The organism is Paenilisteria riparia FSL S10-1204 (assembly GCF_000525995.1).
Lineage (GTDB): Bacteria > Bacillota > Bacilli > Lactobacillales > Listeriaceae > Listeria_A > Listeria_A riparia.
On sequence record NZ_AODL01000011.1, the window covers coordinates 24,880 to 47,592 of the forward strand.

The window sequence follows — 22,713 nt, forward strand, 5'->3', positions numbered from 1 at the left end:
GGAAGGAAGAGTCAAATAAAAAACTTTACAAAATGAAAAAATTTTTTTTAATGGTATTGAAAAATAAAGAAATGCGGCCAAATGAAGAGAAATTTGAAACCGCATTCCTAATTTTAACGACCATCGCCATATTCCCAATTACGAATCGCATCATCTTCGTCAAATGAAACAAGAACATCAACAACATGAGGGACTTGGAGAATCCTTTCTTCGAGACGATCCTTAATATCATCGACTTCGGCAAGTGTGAGCGCTGGGTTAAGCTCGACCTCCACATCGACATGGTAAAAATCGCCTTCTTTTAAAACTTTAATGACTTGAATATCTTGCACATCAGAATCACTCATCACAAGCTGACCAATCTGAACTTGCATGCCTTCGTCGGATTCGCCAATCGCGCCGGCCGCATTATCAAGAAATACTTTTCCAACGACGATAAACATCATAATCCCGATAAGCGCCGAGGCAATACCTTCTGCTTGGTGATATGGCGTATAATGCGAAATAATAATCGCAATCATTGCTAACAATCCGCCACCTGTAGCCACCGAATCTTCGAGGAAAACGAGGCGAGTTGCGGCTTTTGCTTTACCGAAATTCGCGATACTATCTTTAAAAAGATTCATCCCATGTGATTCAAGACCAGCATCATGTGTGATTTCGCGCATTGCTTTGACAAGGACGAAGCTTTCCAGAGTTGTACAGACAGCGAGTACAACTAAGTTAATCACAAAACCAGTAGATTCCGTCGGGTGGAAAATGTGTGAAATACCTTCCTTAATCGTCTCAAAAGCCATGATACCGACGACCAGAACAGCACCGAGAAGCACAAGATTCACAACACGTCCAAAACCATTCGGAAAGCGCTTTGTCGGGCGTTTTTTACTAAGTGCCGAACCAACAAAAACGAAAAATTGGTTGGCAGCATCACCTAGACTGTGTAGCGTTTCGGCAAACATCGCGACGTTTCCAGTAAAAATATAGGTTACTCCTTTAATGACAGAAACGAGAACGTTCACGATTGCCGCGGTGAGTGCGGATTTGTTACCTTCTTTAAGTAGTTGAAATAGCTCTTTCAAATTCGGGTTCCTTCTTTCCTAGTTTAAATATGGAATAAATGATAGTTACATTATAGTATAAAATGGGATGTGTGACTACAAGGAGTGTTGAGGGAGGGGCTTTTAATGAGTTAGAACCTCCATGTGCAGTCGAATGAAATGAGACTGCCTTCCTTTTTTCGTGGTATACTTAAAAAAAACAATAGTTATGAGGTTGAGTTATGAAATTTGGTAATATTAGTTCGGATATTGAGAAGGCGTTGGCTGGGTTGGGGTATAAGGAAGCGACGGAGGTGCAGCGGGAGGTTGTGCCGCTGGTTTTGGAGGAACGGGATGTGGTCGTGAAGGCGCAGACTGGGAGCGGGAAGACGGCGTCATTTGCGATTCCGATTTGTGAGCTTGTGGCGTGGGGCGAGAATAAGCCGCAAGCTTTGGTTTTGGAGCCAACGCGGGAATTGGCGGCGCAGGTGAAGGCTGATTTTACGAATATTGGGCGTTTTAAGCGGATTAAGGCTACGGCGATTTTCGGGAAGTCTCCTTTTGCGAAACAGAAGTTGGAACTGAAGCAGAAAAGCCACGTGGTTGTGGGCACGCCTGGGCGGACGCTCGATCATATCGAAAAAGGAACGCTGAGCCTTGAAAAAGTGCGGTATTTGGTCATTGATGAGGCAGACGAAATGCTGAACATGGGCTTTATCGAACAAGTGGAAGCAATTATTCAAGCCTTACCGAAAAACCGCGTGACGATGCTGTTCTCAGCGACATTACCGACAGACATTGCCGTACTTAGTGAAAAATATATGAAAACACCGCAACACGTTGAAATCGCGGCAACTGGCTTAACTACGGCGGACATTTCGCACGAAAAAGTAACTGTCAAAGAAGACGCAAAAATGTTAGCGTTACGCAATACATTGATTGTGCAAAATCCTGATAGTGCGATTATTTTTTGTAGAACACAAGAACGTGTGGACGATGCGTATACACAATTGCGCAGAATGGGCTATCCAGCTGAGAAAATCCACGGTGGCTTGACGCAAGAAGATCGTTTTGGAGTGATGAATGATTTTAAACGCGGACAATTCCGCTTCTTAGTAGCAACAGATGTGGCGGCGCGCGGGATTGATATTGAAAATATTTCGCTCGTGGTAAATTACGATGTGCCATTGGAAAAAGAGAGCTACGTGCACCGGACTGGGCGGACGGGAAGAGCTGGGCGCAGTGGCAAGGCGATTACGTTTGTGACGCCGAATGAAGACCGTTTTATAGCCGAAATCGAGGCCTATATTGGTTTTGAAATCCCGCAAGTTGATCTGCCGAGCGAGGCGATTGTTGCCGCACGAAAACCCGCGTTTGATGAAAAAATGGATGAGGCGCCAGTCGTGAAGAAGGACAAGAGCGCGGCGCTTAGTAAAGATATTATGAAATTGTATTTTAATGGTGGGAAAAAGAAGAAATTACGTGCTGTGGATTTCGTGGGAACAATTGCGAAATTAGATGGCGTGAGCGCAGATGATATTGGGATTATTACAATTGAGGATAATGTGTCGTTTGTGGAGATTTTGAACGGGAAAGGTACGCTTGTGTTGAAGGCGATGCAGGAGACGACGGTGAAGGGGAAGAAATTGAAGGTGAGTAAGGCGAGAAGATAACAAAAAGATGCCTAGTCAGCGCGATTAGGCATCTTTTTTTGAAGTTTGTGAACGGCTGGGAGGTTCGCTGGGGACCAAGTTAGGTCAGACAATTCACCAAGTAGCAGCCATTTCATTGCTTGATGAACATGTAGCGCAGGTGTGCCATGAACTAAATCACAAAGAAAACAAGTGAGGTGCACATTGGCAAAATCATACGCATAGGTGGTTTGGCTAAATTCTTTCCTAACAGAAATAAGACAGCCAATTTCCTCCTGAACCTCACGAATAAGCGCATTTTCGGGTGTTTCGCCAGGCTCTATTTTGCCACCAGGAAATTCCCAATCTGATCCATTAATCGCCGAATCGAGACGTTGAACACAGAGTATTTTATTTTCGTTTTGAATAATAGCTGCGACGACGTGGAGTGTTGTTGGCATGTGGAGCCTCCTTTAGGATAACACCTGTAAAATTTAATATTCGGTATCTATCTTTTTAAGCTCATCACCAATACGTTTCACAATACCTGTGACTAAAGCATTTCCCATAAAGAACCATCGCATTCTATCGGATACCTCAACAATTTCTCCAGAAGAAAGTTGCTTGAATTTTGTCCAATTATCGGGAAAATCTTGAAGCCTTTCAGTCTCAATCGGTGTTAAAAGGCGATATCTATCATTAATTTTTATTAGATGTGTCGATCTATTAATAGTTCCTTCTGATGTTAGCATTGTTCGCCCTGGTAAATCTAAAGAATCATGAGGGCTCATGCCACCCTCGGCATAAATATAAGTATGTCCAGTTTCTGATGTTCTTTCTATTTTTTTTAGGGCCTCTTAAGTAAGTGAATTTTTCAAGTTTATCTCCAGTAATATAGTATTTTTCATCTACTTCATGTTCAGGTTGTAGGATTTCTTTTAATGTAATAGGCGTTTCTTCCATGGTAGGTTCAGTATCAATAGAGTAATATCTTCCGTGACGCATAACACCAGAGTTCCAAATTTGCCCAGTGAAGTTATCGGAGACATCAACAACATCATTTGAGAGCACGCCAAAAGTATGCCGATTTTTATTGGCCTCTTGTTTAACAGGGAATTGCCGAGCGAAAAGTCCCTTTTGAAAAATATAATCGTCGTATGCGTGACCATCAATATCATCTACAAATAAATCCAAACTCTGATTACCGTCTTTCTCAAATAAATTATCGATATGTTTAGCCCAATTTAAGTCATTTCGATATACATAAAAAAATACCCGTCTTCTGCGCTGGCTACGCCCGTAATCAGCAGCATTAATAACACGCCATTCTACGGAGTAATCTAAATTATTAAAGGCAGCTAGCATAATTGCAAAATCACGACCACGTTGGTTAGAAGGTGATTTAAGAAGCCTATCTACATTTTCAAGGACTAAATATTTAGGTCTGATATGAGTGACGGCCCTTATAATTTCCCAAAATAGAGTTCCTTTTTTTCCTTGAATCCCAAGTTCATGCTTCTTACTTCTAGCAACTGAATAATCTTGGCAGGGAAATCCTCCGACAATCATATCTACGCCGTTTTCTCGCATTTCATCAAACTTTTCATTGGGTATTAATCCCACATCAGTATTTATATGTTCCATACCAGGAAAGCGATATACACCAACTTCAAAAGCATCTTGAGTTTTGCGTGACGGTTCAAACTGATTTGAATAGGTAGTGTTAAAGAAGTCTGAGTCAGAATTGTTCAATCCTACAATAAATCCCCCGACTCCATCAAACATTGAAAAAATCTTCATTCTTTACTCTCCTTAACAGAACAAATTTTCGTATGATTCATTATAACCTATATTTCAATTTTGATCAAGGAGTTTGCCGAAAATATAAAATTAATTGGATTTCCAGGCAAGATATGGGTATAATTATAGTCAAAAGAATGTATTGCGGGGGATTAAAATGACATATGTATATTCTAAAGACTGGACGAAAGAACAAATATTTGATGCTGCGAATGAACTTGTAGGGAAAAAATTAGGCGAAATTGATAAAACAAACTGGCTTGAAAAAAGGGCAGATAAAGGTCGGATTGGTAACATGATTCAGTCTGATTTTTTTGGCATTCCAGCAAATTCGATAAAAGGGTCTGATTTTGTCCACCATGACATAGAATTGAAAGTTACTCCTGTACTTAAAAATAAAAAAAATGGGATACAGTTCTAAAGAGCGACTAGTTTTAGGAATGATTAATTACGGAGAAGATTATAAGATACCTTTTGAGAGTAGTATTGTTAATAAAAAGGCGCAAAACATGCTATTAGTTTTTTATCTACACGAAGAAAATACACCTGTATCGGAGTTTAAAATAATAAAAACGATACCTTTTCAGTTGAAAAAAGACGATGAGCAGCAGGTAAGGCAAGATTATGAGAGTATTGTCAATAAGATAAAATGTGGTGAAGCGCATGAGATAAGTGAAAAACAACAAGTTTTTTTAGGCGCCTGTACAAAAGGGCGAGGAAAGGGTAAAGATTGGGTAAAACAGCCTTTTTCTGATGAAAAAGCTAAATCACGAGCATATTCTTATAAGGTAGGCTATATGTCTGCATATTTTAGAAGTATTATGGCTCTTCAGAAATTAGAACATTTAGCCATACCCGAGGAAAAGAGTTTCCTTCAGGTTTTGCAAGAGAGTTTAAATAAATATATCGGTAAAACATCTGAGGAAATTAAAAAAGAAACAAACTATACAAGTGTGGGCAAATCTAAAAGCCAGTTATTTAATCTTATTAGCGCAATGTTTGAGACAAATGGTTCTAATGTAAACAGGACACAAGAATTTATTAAAGAAGGATATTGTATAAAGACTGTTACTAATAGACTCGATAAAGCTAAAAACCAAGACATGTCTTTTCCAAATATAGATTTTACAGAGATTTATAATGACGAATTTGAAGATTCGACCTGGTATGGTTACTTCGCAGAGACGACTTATGTTTTGGCGGTATGGGAGGAATTTGAAAAAGATCAATATAGATTTAGCAAATATATTTTTTGGAATCCAGATAATGCGTTTTTACAGCAAATTGAGAAACTATACAATCACATTAAATGGATGGTTCGAAATAATGAAGTTGAAGTCTATAATGAAAATAAGTCTAATCATGATAAATGGACTGATAATTTACCGAAAAAAGGAGATTTCTTCCCATTTCAGATAAGACCAAAAGGCAGTGGAGAAAGTGTGATTATTAAGCTTCCAATCAGCAATCAATTAATAAAAAAGAAATGTATTATGATTGATAAGAAATTTATTAGGGGACTAGTGGGTTTGGAGCATTGAAATAATACATGGTCTAAAAAATGTACTATATGTTAAGGCTTGATTTTTTACTCATTCACATAACATATTAGTATCAATAGGAATTGGAGAGAATATTGTGTATAAATTTAGGGTCTTTCCAGCCAATGAAGGAATTTTTATAAAAACAAGAGATAAAAACAAGAGATAAAAATAAAACTGGAATAGCAACACTTTTTTTAAATAAAATTTATATGGATTTCACGATGGGAAAACTGACAGGGCTTTGATATTTTAGTGTACTGTGAAGTTAGATATGATTCCATCAGTTCAAGGTGAAATTAAAAGGAGTAGGAAATATATTAGGATTTGTAAACTGTATATAAATAACCACCTATATACAGTTTACAAATCCTAATATATTCCTGTATAATAGTTATGAAAACTTAGAAATAGATAGCTGTATATAGAATGTTTTTGGATTGAAATTCAATTTTTGAGTAGATACATATTATTGTTTTAATTTAAGACCTGAATATATATTCTTAGTTAGAACAAGTGTTGCAGTAAAAACAGCGAAAATTACTTTGAGAATGTAAGAATTTTATAAAGCTGACCTCTACAAGACATACTTAAAAGAGAAAGGAAGAAGTAATTTGTTGAAAGTAATAGACTTATTTGCAGGCGCTGGGGGACTCAGCTTGGGATTCTTACAATCAGGCGGTTACAAAATTGTTGCTGCAGTTGAAAATAATAAAAACGCAAGAATGACCTATAAAAACAATCATGGTAAGGATACCATACTGTATGAAGATGTTAGAGATGTTAACTTTGGGGATATGAGAAAAGAATTTGGTGATATAGATGTTATTATCGGAGGCCCACCTTGTCAAGGATTTTCAAATGCCAACAGACAAAAAAATCATGTTATTAGTTTAAATAATTCATTAGTTAAAGATTATTTTAAAGCAGTAAGAGAATTGTCGCCGAAAGCTTTTGTTATGGAAAATGTGAAGATGCTAACCTCGGAGACTCATAGATTTTATGATTCGTATAAGGATCATATAGAAGTGAGTAGCTTAGGTTTGGATATGTCCACCTCAGAAATATTGATAGGCAAAAAAATGGGGGGAGGCTATAGCTACAACCCTTTTTGGAAGGTGGGGCAATAAATAAAATAGAGCTGGAACTTCTTCCAAATAATATATTTAATTTATTAAATACTCTTGTGAAGAAGAAAGATACGTTGAAACAAAAAAAAATTTTTTGAAAAGAATAGATTAAGGCTAATAAATTTGATTACAAAATATATGGATGAAATAAATGAAGATACCAGTAATGTTGCTACTCAATTGTACAATATGACAAAAATAGATAGTTTCTCTTTTAGTAATGAGGTTTTGGAAGGAATTACGTTTTTAGTTAAATATCAGCAATCTTTACGTATACTAAAGGAGATTGAGGATAATCAACTTATTAAAAAATTTAAAATCAATGAATCAGAAGAGGTTATAGCAGAAGTTCAATCTTATTCGGTAATTGATTATATCAATAAAATATTGAAGGATGATTATGTTCAAAAAGGCCAAATCTTTAATTCATTAGACTTTGGCGTGCCGCAGACCAGAAAGCGTCATATTATAATAGGTGTTAAATCGAATATAATAAAGCCTGAGTTTATTTTTGAATCTTTTTCTCATCATAAGAAGAAAATCTATACAGTTAGGGATGCTATTCTAGATTTAGAAAAAGTAACAACTTCACACGACGTAGATGCAGGCGCACAAAAACGAATCGAGATAATGAATCTATCTGAGTACGCAATGCAATTAAGGGACAATGAAAAAATATATAATCATATAAATACTAAATCAACACAAATTGCTTTAGATAGATTCCGAAGATTGGAAGAAGGTCAAAATTTTCATGATTTAGATGAAAGTATGAAGACCACATACTATGATTCTAAGAGAACACAGAATACTATATACTTGCGACTTAAATACGACAGTCCATCTGGAACAGTAGTCAATGTTCGCAAATCGATGTGGATTCATCCTACTTTGGACAGGGCTCTTAGCATACGAGAAGCAGCACGGTTGCAATCTTTTCCTGACAGCTTTGTGTTTTATGGGACTAAGGATTCGCAGTATCAGCAGGTTGGAAATGCTGTACCGCCTATGGTTGCTAAAGAAATAGGGAGTTATGTAAAGAAAATTATAGATGAGAATTGATTACGGGTTATTTTTATGGGGGGAATCTATGATGGGTAGAGATGTTGAAATAAGTATTCCTGCGGCTAAAAATATGATTCAATCATTACGGGCGATTGGGTATGATGCAATAACAGCAATAACAGATTTAATTGATAATTCGATTGATGCGAAAGCTACTAAGATAGATATCTATTTTCTTAGAGAGGATAGTGCAGGTGTCCAAATTATTATAAAAGATAATGGTGTTGGAATGTGCGAGAAAGAGCTTCAAAAGGCTATGATTATTGGCTCTAAAGATCCGTCTGATGAGAGAGAGACCGGGGAGCTAGGACGATTTGGGATGGGCTTGAAAACGGCTTCCTTTTTTTTTAGGTAAGCGTCTCAGTGTTCTGTCAAGAAGAGATGGACGAGACAGCCAGCGTTCTTGGGATTTAGATCATGTATATAAAAATGATGAATGGGAATTATTCACTTCATTATCAGATGAGCTATATCCATTGAGGACTGAATTAGAGGGAAGTCATGGAACTATGGTTATTATAGATAAGGTTGATAAATTTTTTGAAGAAGCAATAAAAGAAACAAACTAATGATAAAAGGTTTAATTTAGCTATAGATGAGATGAGAGATAAAATTAGCTTGATTTACCATAGAGTACTAGAAGATGATGAATTGAAAATTATTATTAATGAATATGAGCTTGATGCATGGGATCCGTTTCTGATGGATAATGTTGCTACTAAAGAATTAGAGTCTATTAATATAGATTTTGAGAAAAGCAAAATAGCTATATCTCCCTATATAATACCTAATCCGGATTATTCTAAAGTCATAGATGATAAACAAGCTGGAAGAATGAGCAAAATGAGGCTTTATGATTATCAAGGTATATACCTGTACAGAGCTAAAAGACTTATTCGCTATGGGGATTGGATGGGTATTTTAAAAAAGGACATGGCTTATCAACTTTCTAGAGTAAGAATTGATATTGATAATAATTTAGATGACATTTTTCATTTAGATATAAAAAAAAACAAAAAATAAAATTTCCAAAAGAGCTAAAAGAGATGATAAAGCCAATACTTGAAAAAGCTGCAAGAGAATCTAAGTCTTCTGTTTACTTCAAATCAATTTCGCAAGATGCTGAACAAGGAAATAGGATATTTGATACACCTTGGGATGAAAAAAAACTAAATAAGGAAGCTTTCTATGGTATTCGTGGGCTTCATCCACTTAGGAAAGAAATTGAAAAGACTATGACTGAGAAGGCGAAAAATGATTTGAATCTTTATTTGCAGTTAATTGCGGTAACTTCCCCAAGTAATGTTATTGTATCTGAAAAAATAGAAGAGGATGTATTGCTTACTTTCTCCAAAGATGATGTTCGAGTTATATGTAATATAGCCAGAGCTTTTATAAGTAGTAAACGCATTGATAGTAAAGAAGAATTTGTAGATGTTTTTTTTGATTTACCGGGGACTAGGCACTTTAATAAGAGCACTATATTTGCAATTTTAGTTGAGGGGGGTATGTAAAATGGATACATACAGACAAAAATTTTATGATAATTGCAATTTTATTTATATGAGAAAAAAGAAGTTCTCAGAGATGTCTTATGAAGATGCAATGAGAGAGAGTATCACTGAGGCGAAGGTTGCGATTTTAAATCAGGGAATAGACATAAGTGAGGATGAATTTCGAGAATGGACTGCTAAGATTTGGAGTGAGATAAATATAGAAATACCTTGCGGCGTCTCAAACCAGGATGAAAAGAGAGTAAATGAGGGTAACTATCCAAAGGAGACGTTTTTCTGGGAGCGTTATAGGAGTAGCTTAGAGAAAGATAGAGATAGTGTAGCTATTAATGAAATAGATAAATACACCGAAAGGATAATGAGTCATATCACACCACCTAGAGAAGAGGGTTTTTTTGATAAGAGAGGGCTAGTTTTAGGCTATGTTCAATCAGGTAAAACTGCTAATTTCATTGGTGTTATTAACAAGGCTTTTGATAGAAATTATAATTTAATAATAGTTTTAGCCGGGATGAGTGATGCCCTAAGAACACAAACTCAAGAAAGAGTGAACCGAGAGGTGCTAAGTGGAAGCTCTAGTTTGGAGGCAGATGATAACAACTATGTTCGAACACTCACTAATGAGATGAATGAATTTAAATATAGGTATATGACGAGTGCATTGGACCTTAATAAGAAGAGTATCTGTGTCGTAAAAAAGAATTCATCAGTATTAAAAGATTTGATTAGATATTTAGCAGAAAGTGAGGGAAGTTTTGGGGACTCGAATGTCCTAATTGTTGATGATGAGGCCGATCAGGCTTCAGTAAATACTGCTGTACTTGCTAGGGGAGAGGAACCCAAAACCATTAATAAGTTAATTCGACAAATATTAGAATTGTTTGATAGAAAAAGCTATGTAGGATACACAGCTACTCCCTTTGCTAATCTTTTGATTGATGTAGAAGAGGAACATCCAAAATTTAAAAAGAGATATATTTCCAAAAGATTTCGTGATTAATTTGCCTAAACCTAGAGGATACTACGGCCCCGAAGAATATTTTGAAGATATATCAGAAGAAAGAACACCAATTCGGCTTATTGATTATAATGAAAGTGCTGAATTAGCTAAGGTATCAGATAATGGGTTTGTAAATCCAGGTGGTCTAACTGAAGCAGTAAGACATTTTCTGTTAGTGGCCAGTATCAGGGAGGAAAGAGAACAAAAAAAGAATCATAATAGTATGTTGATTCATGTATCACAGCTTACTAAAGGTCATAAAGGTTTATTCAAATTAGTGGATCAGTATTTTAAAGTATTAAAAACTAAAATTTTAAATAATGATAGCGTTATTTTGAACCTTTTAAAGAAAGAATATAATGAAATCATGCTTCATTCTGATAAGTGGAATGATAGACGTTCAAGTGTAAATACGTGGGAAAAGGTATTGGAGTCTATAAAGAATAATTTAGGTAAAGTTGAGATAATCATGCTCAATGGAGAGAGTGAGGATACACTAGATTATCCAAGTTACAACGAAGTAGGTAAGCATGTTATTGTGATTGGTGGTAATAAGATATCTAGAGGCCTAACCTTGGAAGGGTTAATTGTTTCCTACTATGCTAGACCAACAAAAATAATGGATACGTTAATGCAAATGGCTAGATGGTTTGGATATAGAGAAAGTTATATTGATTTATGTAGAGTATATATAACTAAAGAATTGGCTGAACAATTCTCAGACATTGCAAATGCAATGATAGAAATTCGTATTGAGCTAGAAGAAATGGATAAAAACGGGAAAACTCCTTCTGAATTTGCAATAAAAATGAAAAGCCACCCTACAATGATTTTAACCAGTAAGTTAAAAATGCAGAATGCTAGGTTTGGCATGGTGAATTATGAAGGAAAGCTGGTACAAACTCGTAATTTTGGTAATAAGAAGAAATTTTTTGAGAATAATATGAAAGCGACTAGTTCACTGCTGGCTCCTTTAGAAAAAAAGATGGTTATTTCTGGGGATGGGAAAAAATTGAGCTATCATTTGTTTTCAGAAGTGAGGGCTAGTGCCATCAAAGATTTTCTGGAAAGTTACGAGACAATCAATAGTTATAGGGCAGATTCTAAGTTAATGAAAAAATATATAGAATATGCTAATTCTATAAACGAATTGGAAAAATGGAGTGTTATAGTTGTGGAAGGATATGAAGGTGGATACAAGGTGGAGCTACCTAATATTTCAATTAAAAATGCTATATATCGTAGAAAAAATGAATTTAATAACTACGGAGATGGGCACCCAGATATTAAAGCTCTAGTATCTGGAAATAATGAAGAGTTTTTAGATCTTACTCTCAATAAAAATAATCTAGCTGATGCAAGTAGAGCTACTAATCGGGGCCGAAGATCTGAAACAGATGGATTATTATTGATTTACCCACTTAATCCAAATGTCCCAACTTTTAAAGGAATTGATGTGGAGTTCACTAGCAAGCTGGTTCCAATTGGAATTGCCGTATCCTTTCCCTTCTCAAAGAAAAATATGGGTGAGCATCTTTATCTATATAATAAAAGCATAAAAACACAACATGATGAGGTGAGATTATGAAGATAGATATCAAGGAAAAATACAACGATTTAATAAATGCAGAAAGAAAAGACAGTAATAGTTCACATGTTAAAATGTTAAATATATCAGAAAGGTACATTTTTATTGGAATTGATCTGGAAACACAACATTTAAATTTGATCTTAGAGTTTAGAGGGGGAGAAGCTGAGGAGTTGAAATTTGAAACACTACCTAAGTTAAGAGGACTTAGGATAGGTAAAGAATATTTCAACAGCTTAGGACCAATTGAAAAAGAATACACTTTAATGTTTTCACAAGAGAAGGATCAAGATCAAGAAATTTTTATATCTTTTGTTCAAAACTTAGTGGATAATATTCTTTTGATGGAGCTATCGTTTTCACAAGCTATACATTCTGTTTTAGAGAGATGGCGGTATTTCTTTGGAAAAAGAAATGATAAAAAGCTTACACCCCAACAACAACAAGGATTATTTGGTGAGCTTTATTTTATCACAAAATGGATGGATAAATTTAAGGATTCTCCTCCAATACTCATCCATAATTGGAAAGGCCCAAATGGCTATCGTTTTGATTTTCTACAAAAAAATATTGGTATAGAAGTAAAAACAACAGTTTTACAAACCAATACTGTCGCAATTTCAAATGAATCTCAATTAAAAGTCACTAAAGGACTCGAAAGTCTATTTTTAATGGTTTTTAATTTATCCCAATTAGATTCTGACGATGGTGATACTTTGGATAGCTTGATTAATAAATTGAAATTGCGATTAAGTCAATATCCAGAAACTTTAACTCTACTGGAGAATAAATTGTTAGATGCTAGATATGAAGCCGGAATGTATTCCTATCCAAATTATTTTGTTAATTCAGGTGAGGGCTATAGAATAGATAGTAGTTTTCCGAAAATAACAGAACTTGAAAAAGGAATAGTAAGTATAAAATATACCATTGACTTGAACTACTGTACGTCATATAGGATTGATAGTAATGATGTATTCAATCTATTAGAGGGGGTATACTATGATGAATGATTTACATGAATTAAAGCAGTTCTACGGAGAGTTAAAGGATAGTATTAAGAGAGAAAATGATATTACGGAAGGCTGGGAAGAGCCTTTTCTATATGAGATGATGTCATATATAGATTCAGAAAAAGATATTATATATGCATATTGGAGCAAAGCAAAACAGAATGTAAAAATTAATGGCTATTTCTATGGAGAGGAGGATAATGTTTTAAATTTATATATAGTTTATTTTGACCAAGAGCAGGCTGTTTCAGGTTGGAAAAAAAATATCTAAGACGGAACTAAAAGAATATACTACAAAAATAAAAAGATTTATCAGTCAATGCTTAAAAGAAGAACTCTACAAATTTATAAGCCCATCCGATCCAGCTTATGAATTGGCAAAGCTTATATATGATCAAAAAGATTTTGCAGTAATTAATATTTTCGTGTTAACCAATAGATACTATGAGAGCAATAAATCTATTGATTTTACACTGAAACAAGCTGATGAGACAAGTGTTACGGTCATAGATATAGAAAGAGTCTACCAGCATGTGTCACAGGAAATTAAAGCAGAGGATATAGAAATAATATGCGAAAATGAATTCGGAGGCAATCTTAATCTTTTAAAAGTCCCATCCAATGTGGAGCAGGATTATGAGTGTTTCACGGGATACATATCTGCTGAAGGGCTGGCAAAAGCATATCACAGACATGGCTCTAAACTTGTAGAAAGAAATGTGAGGTCTTTTTTACAAGCTAGGGCAGCTACTAATAAAGGGATAAAGAAGACCTTAGAAAATGAAGAAGAAAAAGAAAAATTTGTCGCGTACAATAATGGAATTTCTTGTATTGCTAAATCAGCGCAAATGAGTATAAAAGATGATAAAAGCAATTTATATAGCATTGAAAATCTTACTGGCTTACAGATTGTTAATGGTGGGCAAACAACTGCTTCCATCTATGAAGCACATAGAAGAAACGTAGATATTTCTGGAGTATATTTACAGATGAAATTAACAATTTTAAATTTCTCGGATTCGGAAGAGAGCGCGCGTCAAGATTTAGAGGATGAAATGATTGCTAATATCTCGAGGTATGCTAACACCCAAAATAAAATAAACCCTTCTGATTTAGAAGCGAATGGGCGATTACTAGTTGAGCTAGAAATTTTATCAAGGAAAACTTGGATACCCTCTCAAGATGAGAGAAAATCAGATAATATGTGGTATTTTGAAAGGGCTAGAGGCCAATATTTGGTGGATATTGGGCAAAAAAAGAAAGGAAAAGCTCAAAATGATTTTAAAAGAAGGTATCCTAAAGAAAAATTAATTCCTAAAATTGATTTAGCGAAGCATAATTTGGTGTGGGAGCAGTATCCATATGTTGTATCTAAAGGTGGAGAGGCAGCTTTTAAGAAATACATGGAAATAAATCGTGATATAGAAGTTACAGATCTTTTTTATAAAGAAAGTATTGCAAAGACAATTATTTATAGGCATATTGAAGATATAATTAAAAGAAAAAAAATTCTTGGGCTATAGAGCGAATATTATTTACTATACTACTTCTTGGTTTAGTTTGAAATATAAGGAGAAAATAGATTTACAAGATATTTGGAATAGGCAAAGTATAGGAAATGAGTTTGATGAAGATATTGGGGAAATGGCTGATCAAGTCTCTAAATACTTGACCTCGGTAATAGATAGTGGACGTAATGTTACACAATGGGCTAAACAGGCATCTTGTTGGGACGAGTTGATAGATAAATATGAGCGTATATCTAAATCATAGTCTGGTTATTTAAGTCAGTATTAAAGAGTAAATATACTTAGAATGAATATAAAAACTGTGTAAATAGCGAACGTTAGTTTTGTTATTTATACAGTTTTTTGTATGCTTATTAAAAAATTTAGCCCTCAAATAGAGCTTTTATAAAGTTTGTTTTTAGGAAATATTACCGGAATTAGAGGGAACTAATAGTTATGTCACAATTTCTCCACCCCTAAAACCTAAATTCCATGTTATACTAAACTATGTGAATATATAAACAAAGGAGCCTCGCAAAATGAAAAAAGCCGCACTCGCATGTCTCGCATTGCTAACATTAGCTTTAACAGCATGCGCACAGCCAAATGCCCAATCTTCCGAACCAACGATAGATCCTAAAATACCAACAAATCAACCTCTAACAATCTACCAAACCACCGACATCCACTACCTCTCCAATACTCTCACCGACGGCAAAAAAGCTTTCCAAACCTACCTCGCAACGGGCGATGGCAAGCAACAGAACTACATCACCGAAATTACCGATGCTTTCGTACAAGACGTCATCCAGAAAAAACCAGATGTACTAGTCTTGAGCGGCGATATTACGAACAACGGCGAGAAGGTAAGCCATGAAGAAATGGCCGAAAAACTAGCGAAAATCGAGAAGGCTGGTGTGCAAACCTACGTTGTTCCTGGTAATCATGACGTCCTAAACCCGTACGCGCGGAAATTCAAAGGTGACGAGCAACTGAAAGCAAAAGACATTACCGCCGAAGAATTCGCTGAAATTTATCATCAGTCTGGCTACGATGAGGCGGTCATGCGCGATGATTCCACACTTAGTTACCTTGCGACGCCTTCTGCGGACATGTGGCTGTTAATGCTGGACACGGCGGAATACGACAATAACAAACAGTTCGGCGCGCCTGAAACGAATGGCTATATTAGTACGCAAACTTTTGCTTGGATTCAGAAATGTATGGATTTGGCGAAAAAACATGACGCGCAGCTTATTACGGTGACGCATCACAATTTGATGGATCATAGTGAGCTTTTAAATCACGGTTTTACCATTGTGCAAAATAAGGAGGCTGTGTCGCTTTTTGCGAAGAATGATGTGGCGCTGAATTTGAGTGGGCATGTGCATATTCAAGATATTCAGAAGAAAACGGTGGACGGTAAAACGATTTTTGATGTGGCGACGAGTTCGATGGCGATGTATCCGCAACAATATGGTGTGATTCAGTATACGCCGAATCAAGGTTTGTCTTATAAAACGGCGCGTGTGGATGTTGAGAAATACGCGCGTGATACGAACTCGAAAGACCCGAATTTGCTGCATTTTCAGCAGTATTCGAAGGACTATTTTGGGCAATTTAGTTATACGAAGTCGCTCAGTGAATTATTCCAAAAAGGGAAATATGACCCAGATGATGTGGAGCAAATGGCAAAAACGATGGAGACGGCCAATTTTGCTTATTTCACGGGGGATAAAGGCTTTTTGAAAGATATTGAGAAGTCGCCTGGTTATGCGCTTTGGCAGAAGGCTGATGGCGAGTTTTTGACGAAATATATTGATACGATTGTGAAGAACCGGAATAAGAATGATGTGTCGCTCGTGATTCCTGAAAGCAGATAGTAGGCAATGCTCGGAATGTCATGCTATACTTAGTGAGAATGATTATCACTAGGGGGACGTATAATGAGTAAAAATATATCTGAAATTATCGTGGAACGCCGTAGTATCAAGCAAGTAGATGAGACACCAATCGCGCGTGAAGTTATTAATGAGATTCTGGAGAAAGCGGCTTATGCGCCTTTTCATAGTAAAATTGAACCGTGGCATGTTGCGGTATTGTCGACGGAAGCGGAGAAAAGACGGTTAGTTGAGGCGATTGTGGCTTCGATGGAACGAATGCAAGGTGAGCCGTTAACGCGGGAACGCCGCGATCAGATTCGTTCTGGGAATGAACGGAAAATTGTTGCGCCGCCTTATACGTTGATTGTGACAACGGATATTATTGGCAGTGGCAAGAAAGATTTTGAAGCGATTGCAGCGACGAGTGCTTTTATTCAGAACATCCAACTTTTGGCGTGGGAAGTTGGTATTGGTGTGCTTTGGCGGACGAATAATTTTATTTTCGATCCTGATCTTGTGACGGATCTTGGGCTGGATGGGCAGCAAATCGTTGGCTGTTTACAAATGACAAAGGTGAGCGAAGTTCCAGATGCAAAGTCACGCCGTTCATTGAGTGAATGGGTCAAGAATTTAGATGAATAAGCAAAAGTTGTGTCCTAGTTTTAGTTAATCGCTAGGGCATTTTTGTTATTTTGTGGTACACTTAAATTACTACTTTGTTGTACGGTGAATTCGTAAACGGGGAGGAATTTTGATGGTCAATTATCATGGCAAGAAATTCAAGGTTGTCGAAAATTCGCATAATGGCGAGGTGTCTGAGAATACGATTTTTTAATTATTTTCAAGATGACGATGTTATTTCGGGAACCTACTCAGGTGGGGAAATCGAGAATGGCACACTTATTGGGGTTGTGAATAACGATGGTTCTTTGGATTTTCGTTATAATCATGTTAGTATTCACAAACATGTTCGTAGTGGTATGTGTCACTCGGTACCTGAGCTTTTGCCAAATGGGAAATTGCGTATGCATGAGACGTGGCAGTGGAACGGTTTAGAACGCGATACAGGGAGTTCGGTTGTGGAAGAAATTTAAGCGATTACAATATACTCGTGTTGTCTTGTGAAAAAGTCAATGATTCTAAAAAAACAAAATATTTGTTGACATCTGATTTTGAAGATGGTAAGATACATCCAATCATAAAAATTATACAGTCCTTATTCAGAGTTGGGGGAGGAACCTGGTCCTTAGATCCCACAGCAACCTCTAGTGATAGAAAGGTGCTCATTCCAGCAGGCGAGCGTTTTTGGCCTGGCAGATAGGGAGAAGAGGAATCTCTTTTCCAAGATGGGAAGGAGGTTCTTTTTTTGTTTTAATTCTTAGTAATTGCATCGGATATATATGATTTGAAAAGAAAGCAGGGATGAGATGGGAAAAATCGTGATTTTGTCTGGTAGTCCGTCGGTGAATTCGGGGACGGATAAGGTGCTGGGCTATGTGGGGAAGCTTTTACAGGAGCGGGGAAGCGATATTGTTTTCCACTCGGTGCGGGATTTTGAGGCGGAGACGTTAGTTAAAGCGGATTTTCAAAATGTAAGGATTAAGAGGTTAATTCGGGATATTGAAGAAGCGGACGGCGTGATTGTTGGTTCACCGGTTTATAAGGCTTCGTATACGGGCGTTTTGAAGTCGGTGCTTGATTTGTTGCCTGAAAATATTTTGAAAAGTAAGGCTGTTCTGCCGATTATGTCTGGTGGTAGTAGTAGCCATGTGTTGGCGATTGATTTTGCGTTGAAGCCGTTGCTTGGTGTTTTGAAGGGTGAGGTTTTGCAAGGGGTTTATGTGGTGGATGCGCAGGTTGACAAGGAGGCGGAGGTGCCGATTGTGGATGTGGCGTTGGAGCGGCGCTTGGTGAGTCAGGTGGATGAGCTTGTTGGGGCGATTGCTCGAGTACGGCAAACGATTTAATTAAAGGGGGATTTTGAAGGATGGCGGAATCATTATCAGTGGTTGTTTGGACGAAGCAGGGGTGCCAGTATTGTGCGGAAGTGAAGGCATATTTGGGGGAGCAGGGATTTGATTTTAAGGAAGTGGATGTGACGGATCATGATGAGCAGCGCGAGATTTTGCAGGCGAAGTATGGGGTTCGTTATGTTCCAGTAGTTGAGATTGGTCGCGGGCATACATACAAAGGGGTAACGGAATTGGGCTTGCCGGCGCTTAAAAAAGCTTTGGAGGAGGCGCAAAAATGGGATTTAGACTCAGTATTTTAGATCAAAGTCCGATTGCGGATGGAAAAAGTGGCTATGAGGCGTTGCAGCAAACGGTTGCGCTCGCGGAAAAAGCGGAGGAGTGGGGATATCACAGGTTTTGGGTATCGGAGCATCATGATACGAAGTTGCTTGCTGGTGTTTCGCCTGAGGTATTGGTTTCGCATTTGTTGGCGCGAACGGAGCGGATTCGGGTTGGTTCGGGTGGCGTGATGCTGCAGCATTATAGTGCATACAAGGTCGCGGAAAACTTTCAATTGTTAGCCTCGTTAGCGCCAAATCGAGTGGATTTAGGTGTTGGGAAGGCGCCGGGTGGTTTGCCGTTGTCGACAAAGGCGTTGCAGTTTGGGCGCGGTGCTGGGATGGTGGATTTTGCGGAGCAGTTGACGTTGTTGAAACAGTTTGTGGACGATTCGGTTCCGGCGGATCATGTGCTGGCGGGGGTGCATGTGGACCCTGAACCACCGACGAAACCTGATATTTTCTTGCTGGGAGCGAGTGCGGCGAGTGCGGAATTGGCTGGGAAACTTGGTGTGAATTTCTGTTTTGCGAAGTTTATTACGAGTGATGAGACGGTTTTGCGGGAGGCTGTGACGGCGTTTCGGAGGGACAATCGGGACGGGGAGTTTATTATTGCGATTCCGGTTTTGGCGGCGGATACGGAAAGTGAGGCGCAGCGCTTGGCTGGGGAGCAGAAGGTCGTGCGGGTGACGCTTGCGACGGGGGTATCGGTGACGGTGCAGACGGTGGCGCAGGCGGAGGAATTTGCGCGGCAGGCTGGTGAGACGGATTTCACGATTGAGGAGCGTGAGGCGAATATTATTGCGGGGACGCAGCAGCAGGTGAAGGCAGAGCTGGTACGGTTACGGGCGACGTTTGATGTGGATGAGTTTGTGATTCATACACCGATTGCGAGGCAGGATGCGAGATTTCGTTCGGTGCAGTTGATTAGTGAGGCGGTTTTGACGGCGGATGTGGCGAGATAAGAAAGGGGAATGTGGAAATGGAAAAAATTAAATTTGGTCTGATGTTACACGGTCCTGGAGGGCATATGAATGCTTGGAAACATGAGAGTGTGCCAGTGGATGCGAGTGTGAATTTTGATTTTTATAAGGAGCAGACGTTGAAGGCGGAGCAGGCTGGTTTTACTTTTGCGTTTGTGGCGGATGGGTTGTTTATTAATGAAAAGTCGATTCCGCATTTCTTGAATCGGTTTGAGCCGTTGACGGTGCTTTCGGGGCTTGCGGCTGTGACATCGCGAATTGGTTTGGTTGGAACGCTTTCGACGTCGTATAGTGAGCCTTTTACGGTGGCGCGTCAGTTTGCATCGCTGGATTTTATTAGTGGTGGTCGTGCTGGCTGGAATGCGGTGACTTCGCCGTTGGAGCGTTCGGCGAATAATTATAGTAAGAAGACACACCCGCCGCATGCGTTGCGCTATGAGATTGCCGAGGAGCATTTGGAAGTCGTGAAGGGGCTTTGGGACTCGTGGGATGATGATGCGTTTGTGCGAAATCGGGAAACGGGACAGTTTTTTGATGAGGAAAAAGTGCATCGCTTGAATCATAAGGGGCAGTTCTTTGCGGTGGAAGGTCCGCTGAATATTGGGCGTTCGAAGCAGGGGCAGCCTTTGGTGTTTCAGGCGGGGTCTTCGGAACCAGGGAAGGACTTGGCGGCGAAGGAAGCGGATGCGGTGTTTACGAATGGTGGTTCGCTTGAGGAGGCACAGGCGTTTTATCGGGATGTGAAGGCGCGGACGGTGGCTAATGGTCGTAGCGCGGATGAGATTAAGATTTTCCCTGGGGTGTCGCCGATTGTTGGAAAGACGCAGGATGAGGCGGATGCGAAATATGAGAAGATTAAGAAATTGGTTTCGGATGAGGAGGCGCTCGCGTATTTGGGACGGTTCTTTGATCATTTTGAGTTCGGGAAATTTCCATTAGATGAGCCATTTCCGGATATTGGGACGGTTGGTGAGAATAGTTTTCGGGCGACGACGCGCAAAATTAAGGAGGATGCGAAACGTGAGAATTGGACGCTGCGTGAGACGGCTTTGCGAGTGACGACACCAAAATCGGATTTTGTGGGAACGCCGGATAAGATTGCGGATGAGTTGATTGCTTGGTTTGATGGACAGGCGGCGGACGGTTTTATTTTTGCAACGCCGGTTTTGGCAGAGGGGCTGGATGATTTTGTTACGGAAGTGCTGCCAATTTTGGAGGAACGTGGTTATTATGAGCGGGAATATGCGAGTGAGACGTTACGTGGAAACTTGGATTTGCCGTTTAAAGTGAGTCGTTATGCGAATAAAGTGGAGGCGCAAAATTAAGGAGGAGTTTTTGTGGGGGATGTTATTCGGTTAGCTACGTTGGATGATGCGACGGTTGTGCATGATGTGTCGATTAGAGGATATAAACCGCTGAAGGATATGGATATTAAGTTTGTTGGGGCAACGGCAGACTTGGCGACGGTGGAGGAAAATATTCGTCGGAATGCGAATTATGTGTTGGAGCGAGATGGTCGGATTATTGCGACGGTAACGGTGGCTTTTCCGTGGGCGCTTGGTGAGCGTTCGATTCAGCCGTATCCATTTATTTGGTGGTTCGCGGTGGACCCAGAATTTAAGCGACAAGGGATTGGGACGGCGCTTTTGGATTATGTGGAGCAACGTGTGTTGGTGGATCAGATCAAGGCGCCAGCGGTTTACTTGGCTACGGCGACGCGGCATCCTTGGCTCGTTTCGATTTATGAACATCGCGGGTATGTTGGCTTTTATGAGCATGAATATGAGGGCGACAATATTGTCTTTTTGCGCAAGGTTTTGAATGAGGAGCTTTTTGCGGAGTTGGGAAATGTGGAAGTGCTTGTAAATCAAGAATAAGGGGAGATTTGATGAAAAATGGGTTTTTGGGGCTTTGTTAGTTGTGGCGAGTGGTGTGTTGCTCGCGGGTTGTGGACTCGGAACGGATACTGGGGCGTCTAGTGATGCGCTTACGAAGGATGGCAAGGACGTTAAGACGATTGTTGTTGGGACGGGAACGCAATTTCCGAATATCTGCTTTATTGATGATAAGGGGAATTTGACGGGATATGATGTGGAGCTTGTAAAGGCGCTGGATAAGAAGCTGCCGCAGTATAAGTTTGAGTTTAAAACAATGGATTTTTCTAATTTATTACTGAGTTTGCAAACGAATAAAATCGACTTCGTGGCGCATCAGATGGAAGTGAACGATGAGCGGAAGGAGAAGTTTTTATTTAATAAGGAGCCGTATAATGTTTTTCCGTTGCAAGTGGCGGTAAACGAGAAGAATACGGACATAAAATCGGTCGCGGATTTGGCTGGTAAAACGGCGATTGTGAGTGCTACGAGTAATTCAGCGGTGTATTTGGAGAAGTACAACAAGGAACATGGCGACAAAATTAATATCGTGTATTCGGGAACTGGAAACAATGATGCGACGAATCAAATTAGAACTGGTCGCGCGGATGCTACGATTACAACACCGTTCGCGGTGAAATTGCTGAATGAGCAAGCAGATGCCCAGCAAAAAGTAGTCGGGGAACCTGTGCTGAATTCGAAAGTATATTTCTTATTGCGCAAAAATGAGTCGCAGTTATCGGATGATTTGGACGGGGCACTCAAAGAGTTGAAAAAAGAAGGCGTGGTGAGTAAGCTGAGCAAGAAATGGCTTGGTGCGGATTATTCGGTTGATTTTTAAAGTGAGGTGAGGCGC

General features: G+C 38.8%; 25 protein-coding genes, 1 pseudogene and 1 riboswitch. Of the genes and pseudogenes, 23 read left to right on the forward strand and 3 right to left on the reverse strand.

Features of this window, described 5'->3' with window-relative positions:
• Positions 1-113: 113 nt before the first annotated feature.
• Positions 114-1,079 (reverse strand): cation diffusion facilitator family transporter, encoded by a 966-nt coding sequence (locus PRIP_RS08645; RefSeq protein ID WP_036100840.1) that lies wholly within the window; start codon positions 1,077-1,079, stop codon positions 114-116.
• Between the two features lie 200 nt (positions 1,080-1,279).
• Here PRIP_RS08645 and PRIP_RS08650 point away from each other — a divergent pair, with 200 nt between their 5' ends.
• Positions 1,280-2,710 (forward strand): DEAD/DEAH box helicase, encoded by a 1,431-nt coding sequence (locus PRIP_RS08650; RefSeq protein ID WP_036100841.1) that lies wholly within the window; start codon positions 1,280-1,282, stop codon positions 2,708-2,710.
• A gap of 11 nt (positions 2,711-2,721) precedes the next feature.
• Here PRIP_RS08650 and PRIP_RS08655 read toward each other — a convergent pair whose 3' ends face one another.
• Both PRIP_RS08655 and dcm read right to left on the reverse strand, forming a co-directional pair.
• The gene (locus PRIP_RS08655; RefSeq protein WP_036100842.1) at positions 2,722-3,129 is read right to left on the reverse strand and encodes a (deoxy)nucleoside triphosphate pyrophosphohydrolase; all 408 of its coding nucleotides are present in this window, start codon (positions 3,127-3,129) and stop codon (positions 2,722-2,724) included.
• Between the two features lie 33 nt (positions 3,130-3,162).
• A pseudogene (gene dcm / locus PRIP_RS08660) lies at positions 3,163-4,468 on the reverse strand (DNA (cytosine-5-)-methyltransferase).
• Between the two features lie 157 nt (positions 4,469-4,625).
• Between dcm and PRIP_RS17965 the strand changes: the two are divergent.
• The 22 genes from PRIP_RS17965 to PRIP_RS08745 all read left to right on the forward strand — a co-directional run bounded on the left by PRIP_RS17965 (position 4,626) and on the right by PRIP_RS08745 (position 22,698).
• On the forward strand, positions 4,626-4,889 hold the full coding sequence (locus PRIP_RS17965) for a MutH/Sau3AI family endonuclease (protein ID WP_277620088.1): 264 nt from the start codon (positions 4,626-4,628) through the stop codon (positions 4,887-4,889).
• A gap of 19 nt (positions 4,890-4,908) precedes the next feature.
• Entirely contained in the window at positions 4,909-6,009 is a 1,101-nt protein-coding gene (locus PRIP_RS08665; RefSeq protein ID WP_277620089.1) for a MutH/Sau3AI family endonuclease, read from the forward strand.
• A gap of 617 nt (positions 6,010-6,626) precedes the next feature.
• Positions 6,627-7,139 carry a DNA cytosine methyltransferase gene (locus PRIP_RS17400; protein ID WP_206538197.1) on the forward strand — a complete coding sequence of 171 codons (513 nt, stop codon included), beginning with the start codon at positions 6,627-6,629 and terminating at the stop codon, positions 7,137-7,139.
• A gap of 123 nt (positions 7,140-7,262) precedes the next feature.
• On the forward strand, positions 7,263-8,201 hold the full coding sequence (locus PRIP_RS17405; RefSeq protein WP_052008827.1) for a DNA cytosine methyltransferase: 939 nt from the start codon (positions 7,263-7,265) through the stop codon (positions 8,199-8,201).
• Between the two features lie 28 nt (positions 8,202-8,229).
• The gene (locus PRIP_RS08675) at positions 8,230-8,559 is read left to right on the forward strand and encodes an ATP-binding protein (RefSeq protein ID WP_159101531.1); all 330 of its coding nucleotides are present in this window, start codon (positions 8,230-8,232) and stop codon (positions 8,557-8,559) included.
• Between the two features lie 296 nt (positions 8,560-8,855).
• On the forward strand, positions 8,856-9,227 hold the full coding sequence (locus PRIP_RS08680) for a hypothetical protein (RefSeq protein WP_149023796.1): 372 nt from the start codon (positions 8,856-8,858) through the stop codon (positions 9,225-9,227).
• Positions 9,228-9,250: 23 nt separating this feature from the next.
• Positions 9,251-9,718, forward strand: a complete 468-nt coding sequence (locus PRIP_RS08685) for a hypothetical protein (RefSeq protein ID WP_036100845.1) — start codon at positions 9,251-9,253, stop codon at positions 9,716-9,718.
• Between the two features lies 1 nt (position 9,719).
• Positions 9,720-10,718 carry a hypothetical protein gene (locus PRIP_RS16270; RefSeq protein ID WP_052008828.1) on the forward strand — a complete coding sequence of 333 codons (999 nt, stop codon included), beginning with the start codon at positions 9,720-9,722 and terminating at the stop codon, positions 10,716-10,718.
• A 1-nt stretch (position 10,719) separates the two neighbouring features.
• Entirely contained in the window at positions 10,720-12,306 is a 1,587-nt protein-coding gene (locus tag PRIP_RS16275) for a Z1 domain-containing protein (RefSeq protein WP_159101532.1), read from the forward strand.
• Positions 12,303-13,319, forward strand: coding sequence for a PD-(D/E)XK motif protein (locus tag PRIP_RS08695; protein ID WP_036100846.1), 1,017 nt, complete (start codon positions 12,303-12,305; stop codon positions 13,317-13,319). Before PRIP_RS16275 ends, PRIP_RS08695 begins: the two co-directional genes overlap by 4 nt.
• The gene (locus PRIP_RS16280) at positions 13,309-13,590 is read left to right on the forward strand and encodes a hypothetical protein (RefSeq protein WP_149023797.1); all 282 of its coding nucleotides are present in this window, start codon (positions 13,309-13,311) and stop codon (positions 13,588-13,590) included. Before PRIP_RS08695 ends, PRIP_RS16280 begins: the two co-directional genes overlap by 11 nt.
• The gene (locus PRIP_RS17970) at positions 13,547-14,842 is read left to right on the forward strand and encodes an AIPR family protein (protein ID WP_052008831.1); all 1,296 of its coding nucleotides are present in this window, start codon (positions 13,547-13,549) and stop codon (positions 14,840-14,842) included. Before PRIP_RS16280 ends, PRIP_RS17970 begins: the two co-directional genes overlap by 44 nt.
• Positions 14,832-15,092, forward strand: coding sequence for an AIPR family protein (locus tag PRIP_RS17975; protein WP_052008832.1), 261 nt, complete (start codon positions 14,832-14,834; stop codon positions 15,090-15,092). The genes PRIP_RS17970 and PRIP_RS17975 overlap by 11 nt, the downstream gene beginning before the upstream one ends.
• Positions 15,093-15,366: 274 nt before the next feature.
• The gene (locus tag PRIP_RS08705) at positions 15,367-16,710 is read left to right on the forward strand and encodes a metallophosphoesterase (RefSeq protein WP_052008833.1); all 1,344 of its coding nucleotides are present in this window, start codon (positions 15,367-15,369) and stop codon (positions 16,708-16,710) included.
• A gap of 63 nt (positions 16,711-16,773) precedes the next feature.
• Entirely contained in the window at positions 16,774-17,352 is a 579-nt protein-coding gene (locus PRIP_RS08710; RefSeq protein WP_036100847.1) for a nitroreductase family protein, read from the forward strand.
• 125 nt (positions 17,353-17,477) lie between these two features.
• On the forward strand, positions 17,478-17,804 hold the full coding sequence (locus PRIP_RS08715; RefSeq protein ID WP_241434138.1) for an avidin-fold protein: 327 nt from the start codon (positions 17,478-17,480) through the stop codon (positions 17,802-17,804).
• 119 nt (positions 17,805-17,923) lie between these two features.
• Positions 17,924-18,034: riboswitch (SAM riboswitch) on the forward strand.
• Positions 18,035-18,137: 103 nt separating this feature from the next.
• A complete protein-coding gene (gene ssuE, locus PRIP_RS08720) occupies positions 18,138-18,677 on the forward strand; it encodes an NADPH-dependent FMN reductase (protein WP_036100848.1) in 540 nt (179 codons plus the stop codon).
• A 20-nt stretch (positions 18,678-18,697) separates the two neighbouring features.
• Positions 18,698-18,982 (forward strand): glutaredoxin family protein, encoded by a 285-nt coding sequence (locus tag PRIP_RS08725; RefSeq protein WP_036087223.1) that lies wholly within the window; start codon positions 18,698-18,700, stop codon positions 18,980-18,982.
• Positions 18,958-19,965, forward strand: coding sequence for an LLM class flavin-dependent oxidoreductase (locus tag PRIP_RS08730; protein WP_036100849.1), 1,008 nt, complete (start codon positions 18,958-18,960; stop codon positions 19,963-19,965). The genes PRIP_RS08725 and PRIP_RS08730 overlap by 25 nt, the downstream gene beginning before the upstream one ends.
• A 17-nt stretch (positions 19,966-19,982) precedes the next feature.
• On the forward strand, positions 19,983-21,308 hold the full coding sequence (locus PRIP_RS08735; RefSeq protein ID WP_036100850.1) for an LLM class flavin-dependent oxidoreductase: 1,326 nt from the start codon (positions 19,983-19,985) through the stop codon (positions 21,306-21,308).
• Between the two features lie 12 nt (positions 21,309-21,320).
• Positions 21,321-21,860 (forward strand): GNAT family N-acetyltransferase, encoded by a 540-nt coding sequence (locus PRIP_RS08740; RefSeq protein ID WP_036100851.1) that lies wholly within the window; start codon positions 21,321-21,323, stop codon positions 21,858-21,860.
• Positions 21,861-21,918: 58 nt separating this feature from the next.
• Positions 21,919-22,698: an amino acid ABC transporter substrate-binding protein gene (locus PRIP_RS08745; protein ID WP_420912114.1), complete on the forward strand. Its 780-nt coding sequence runs from the start codon at positions 21,919-21,921 to the stop codon at positions 22,696-22,698.
• The last annotated feature ends 15 nt before the right edge of the window (positions 22,699-22,713 follow it).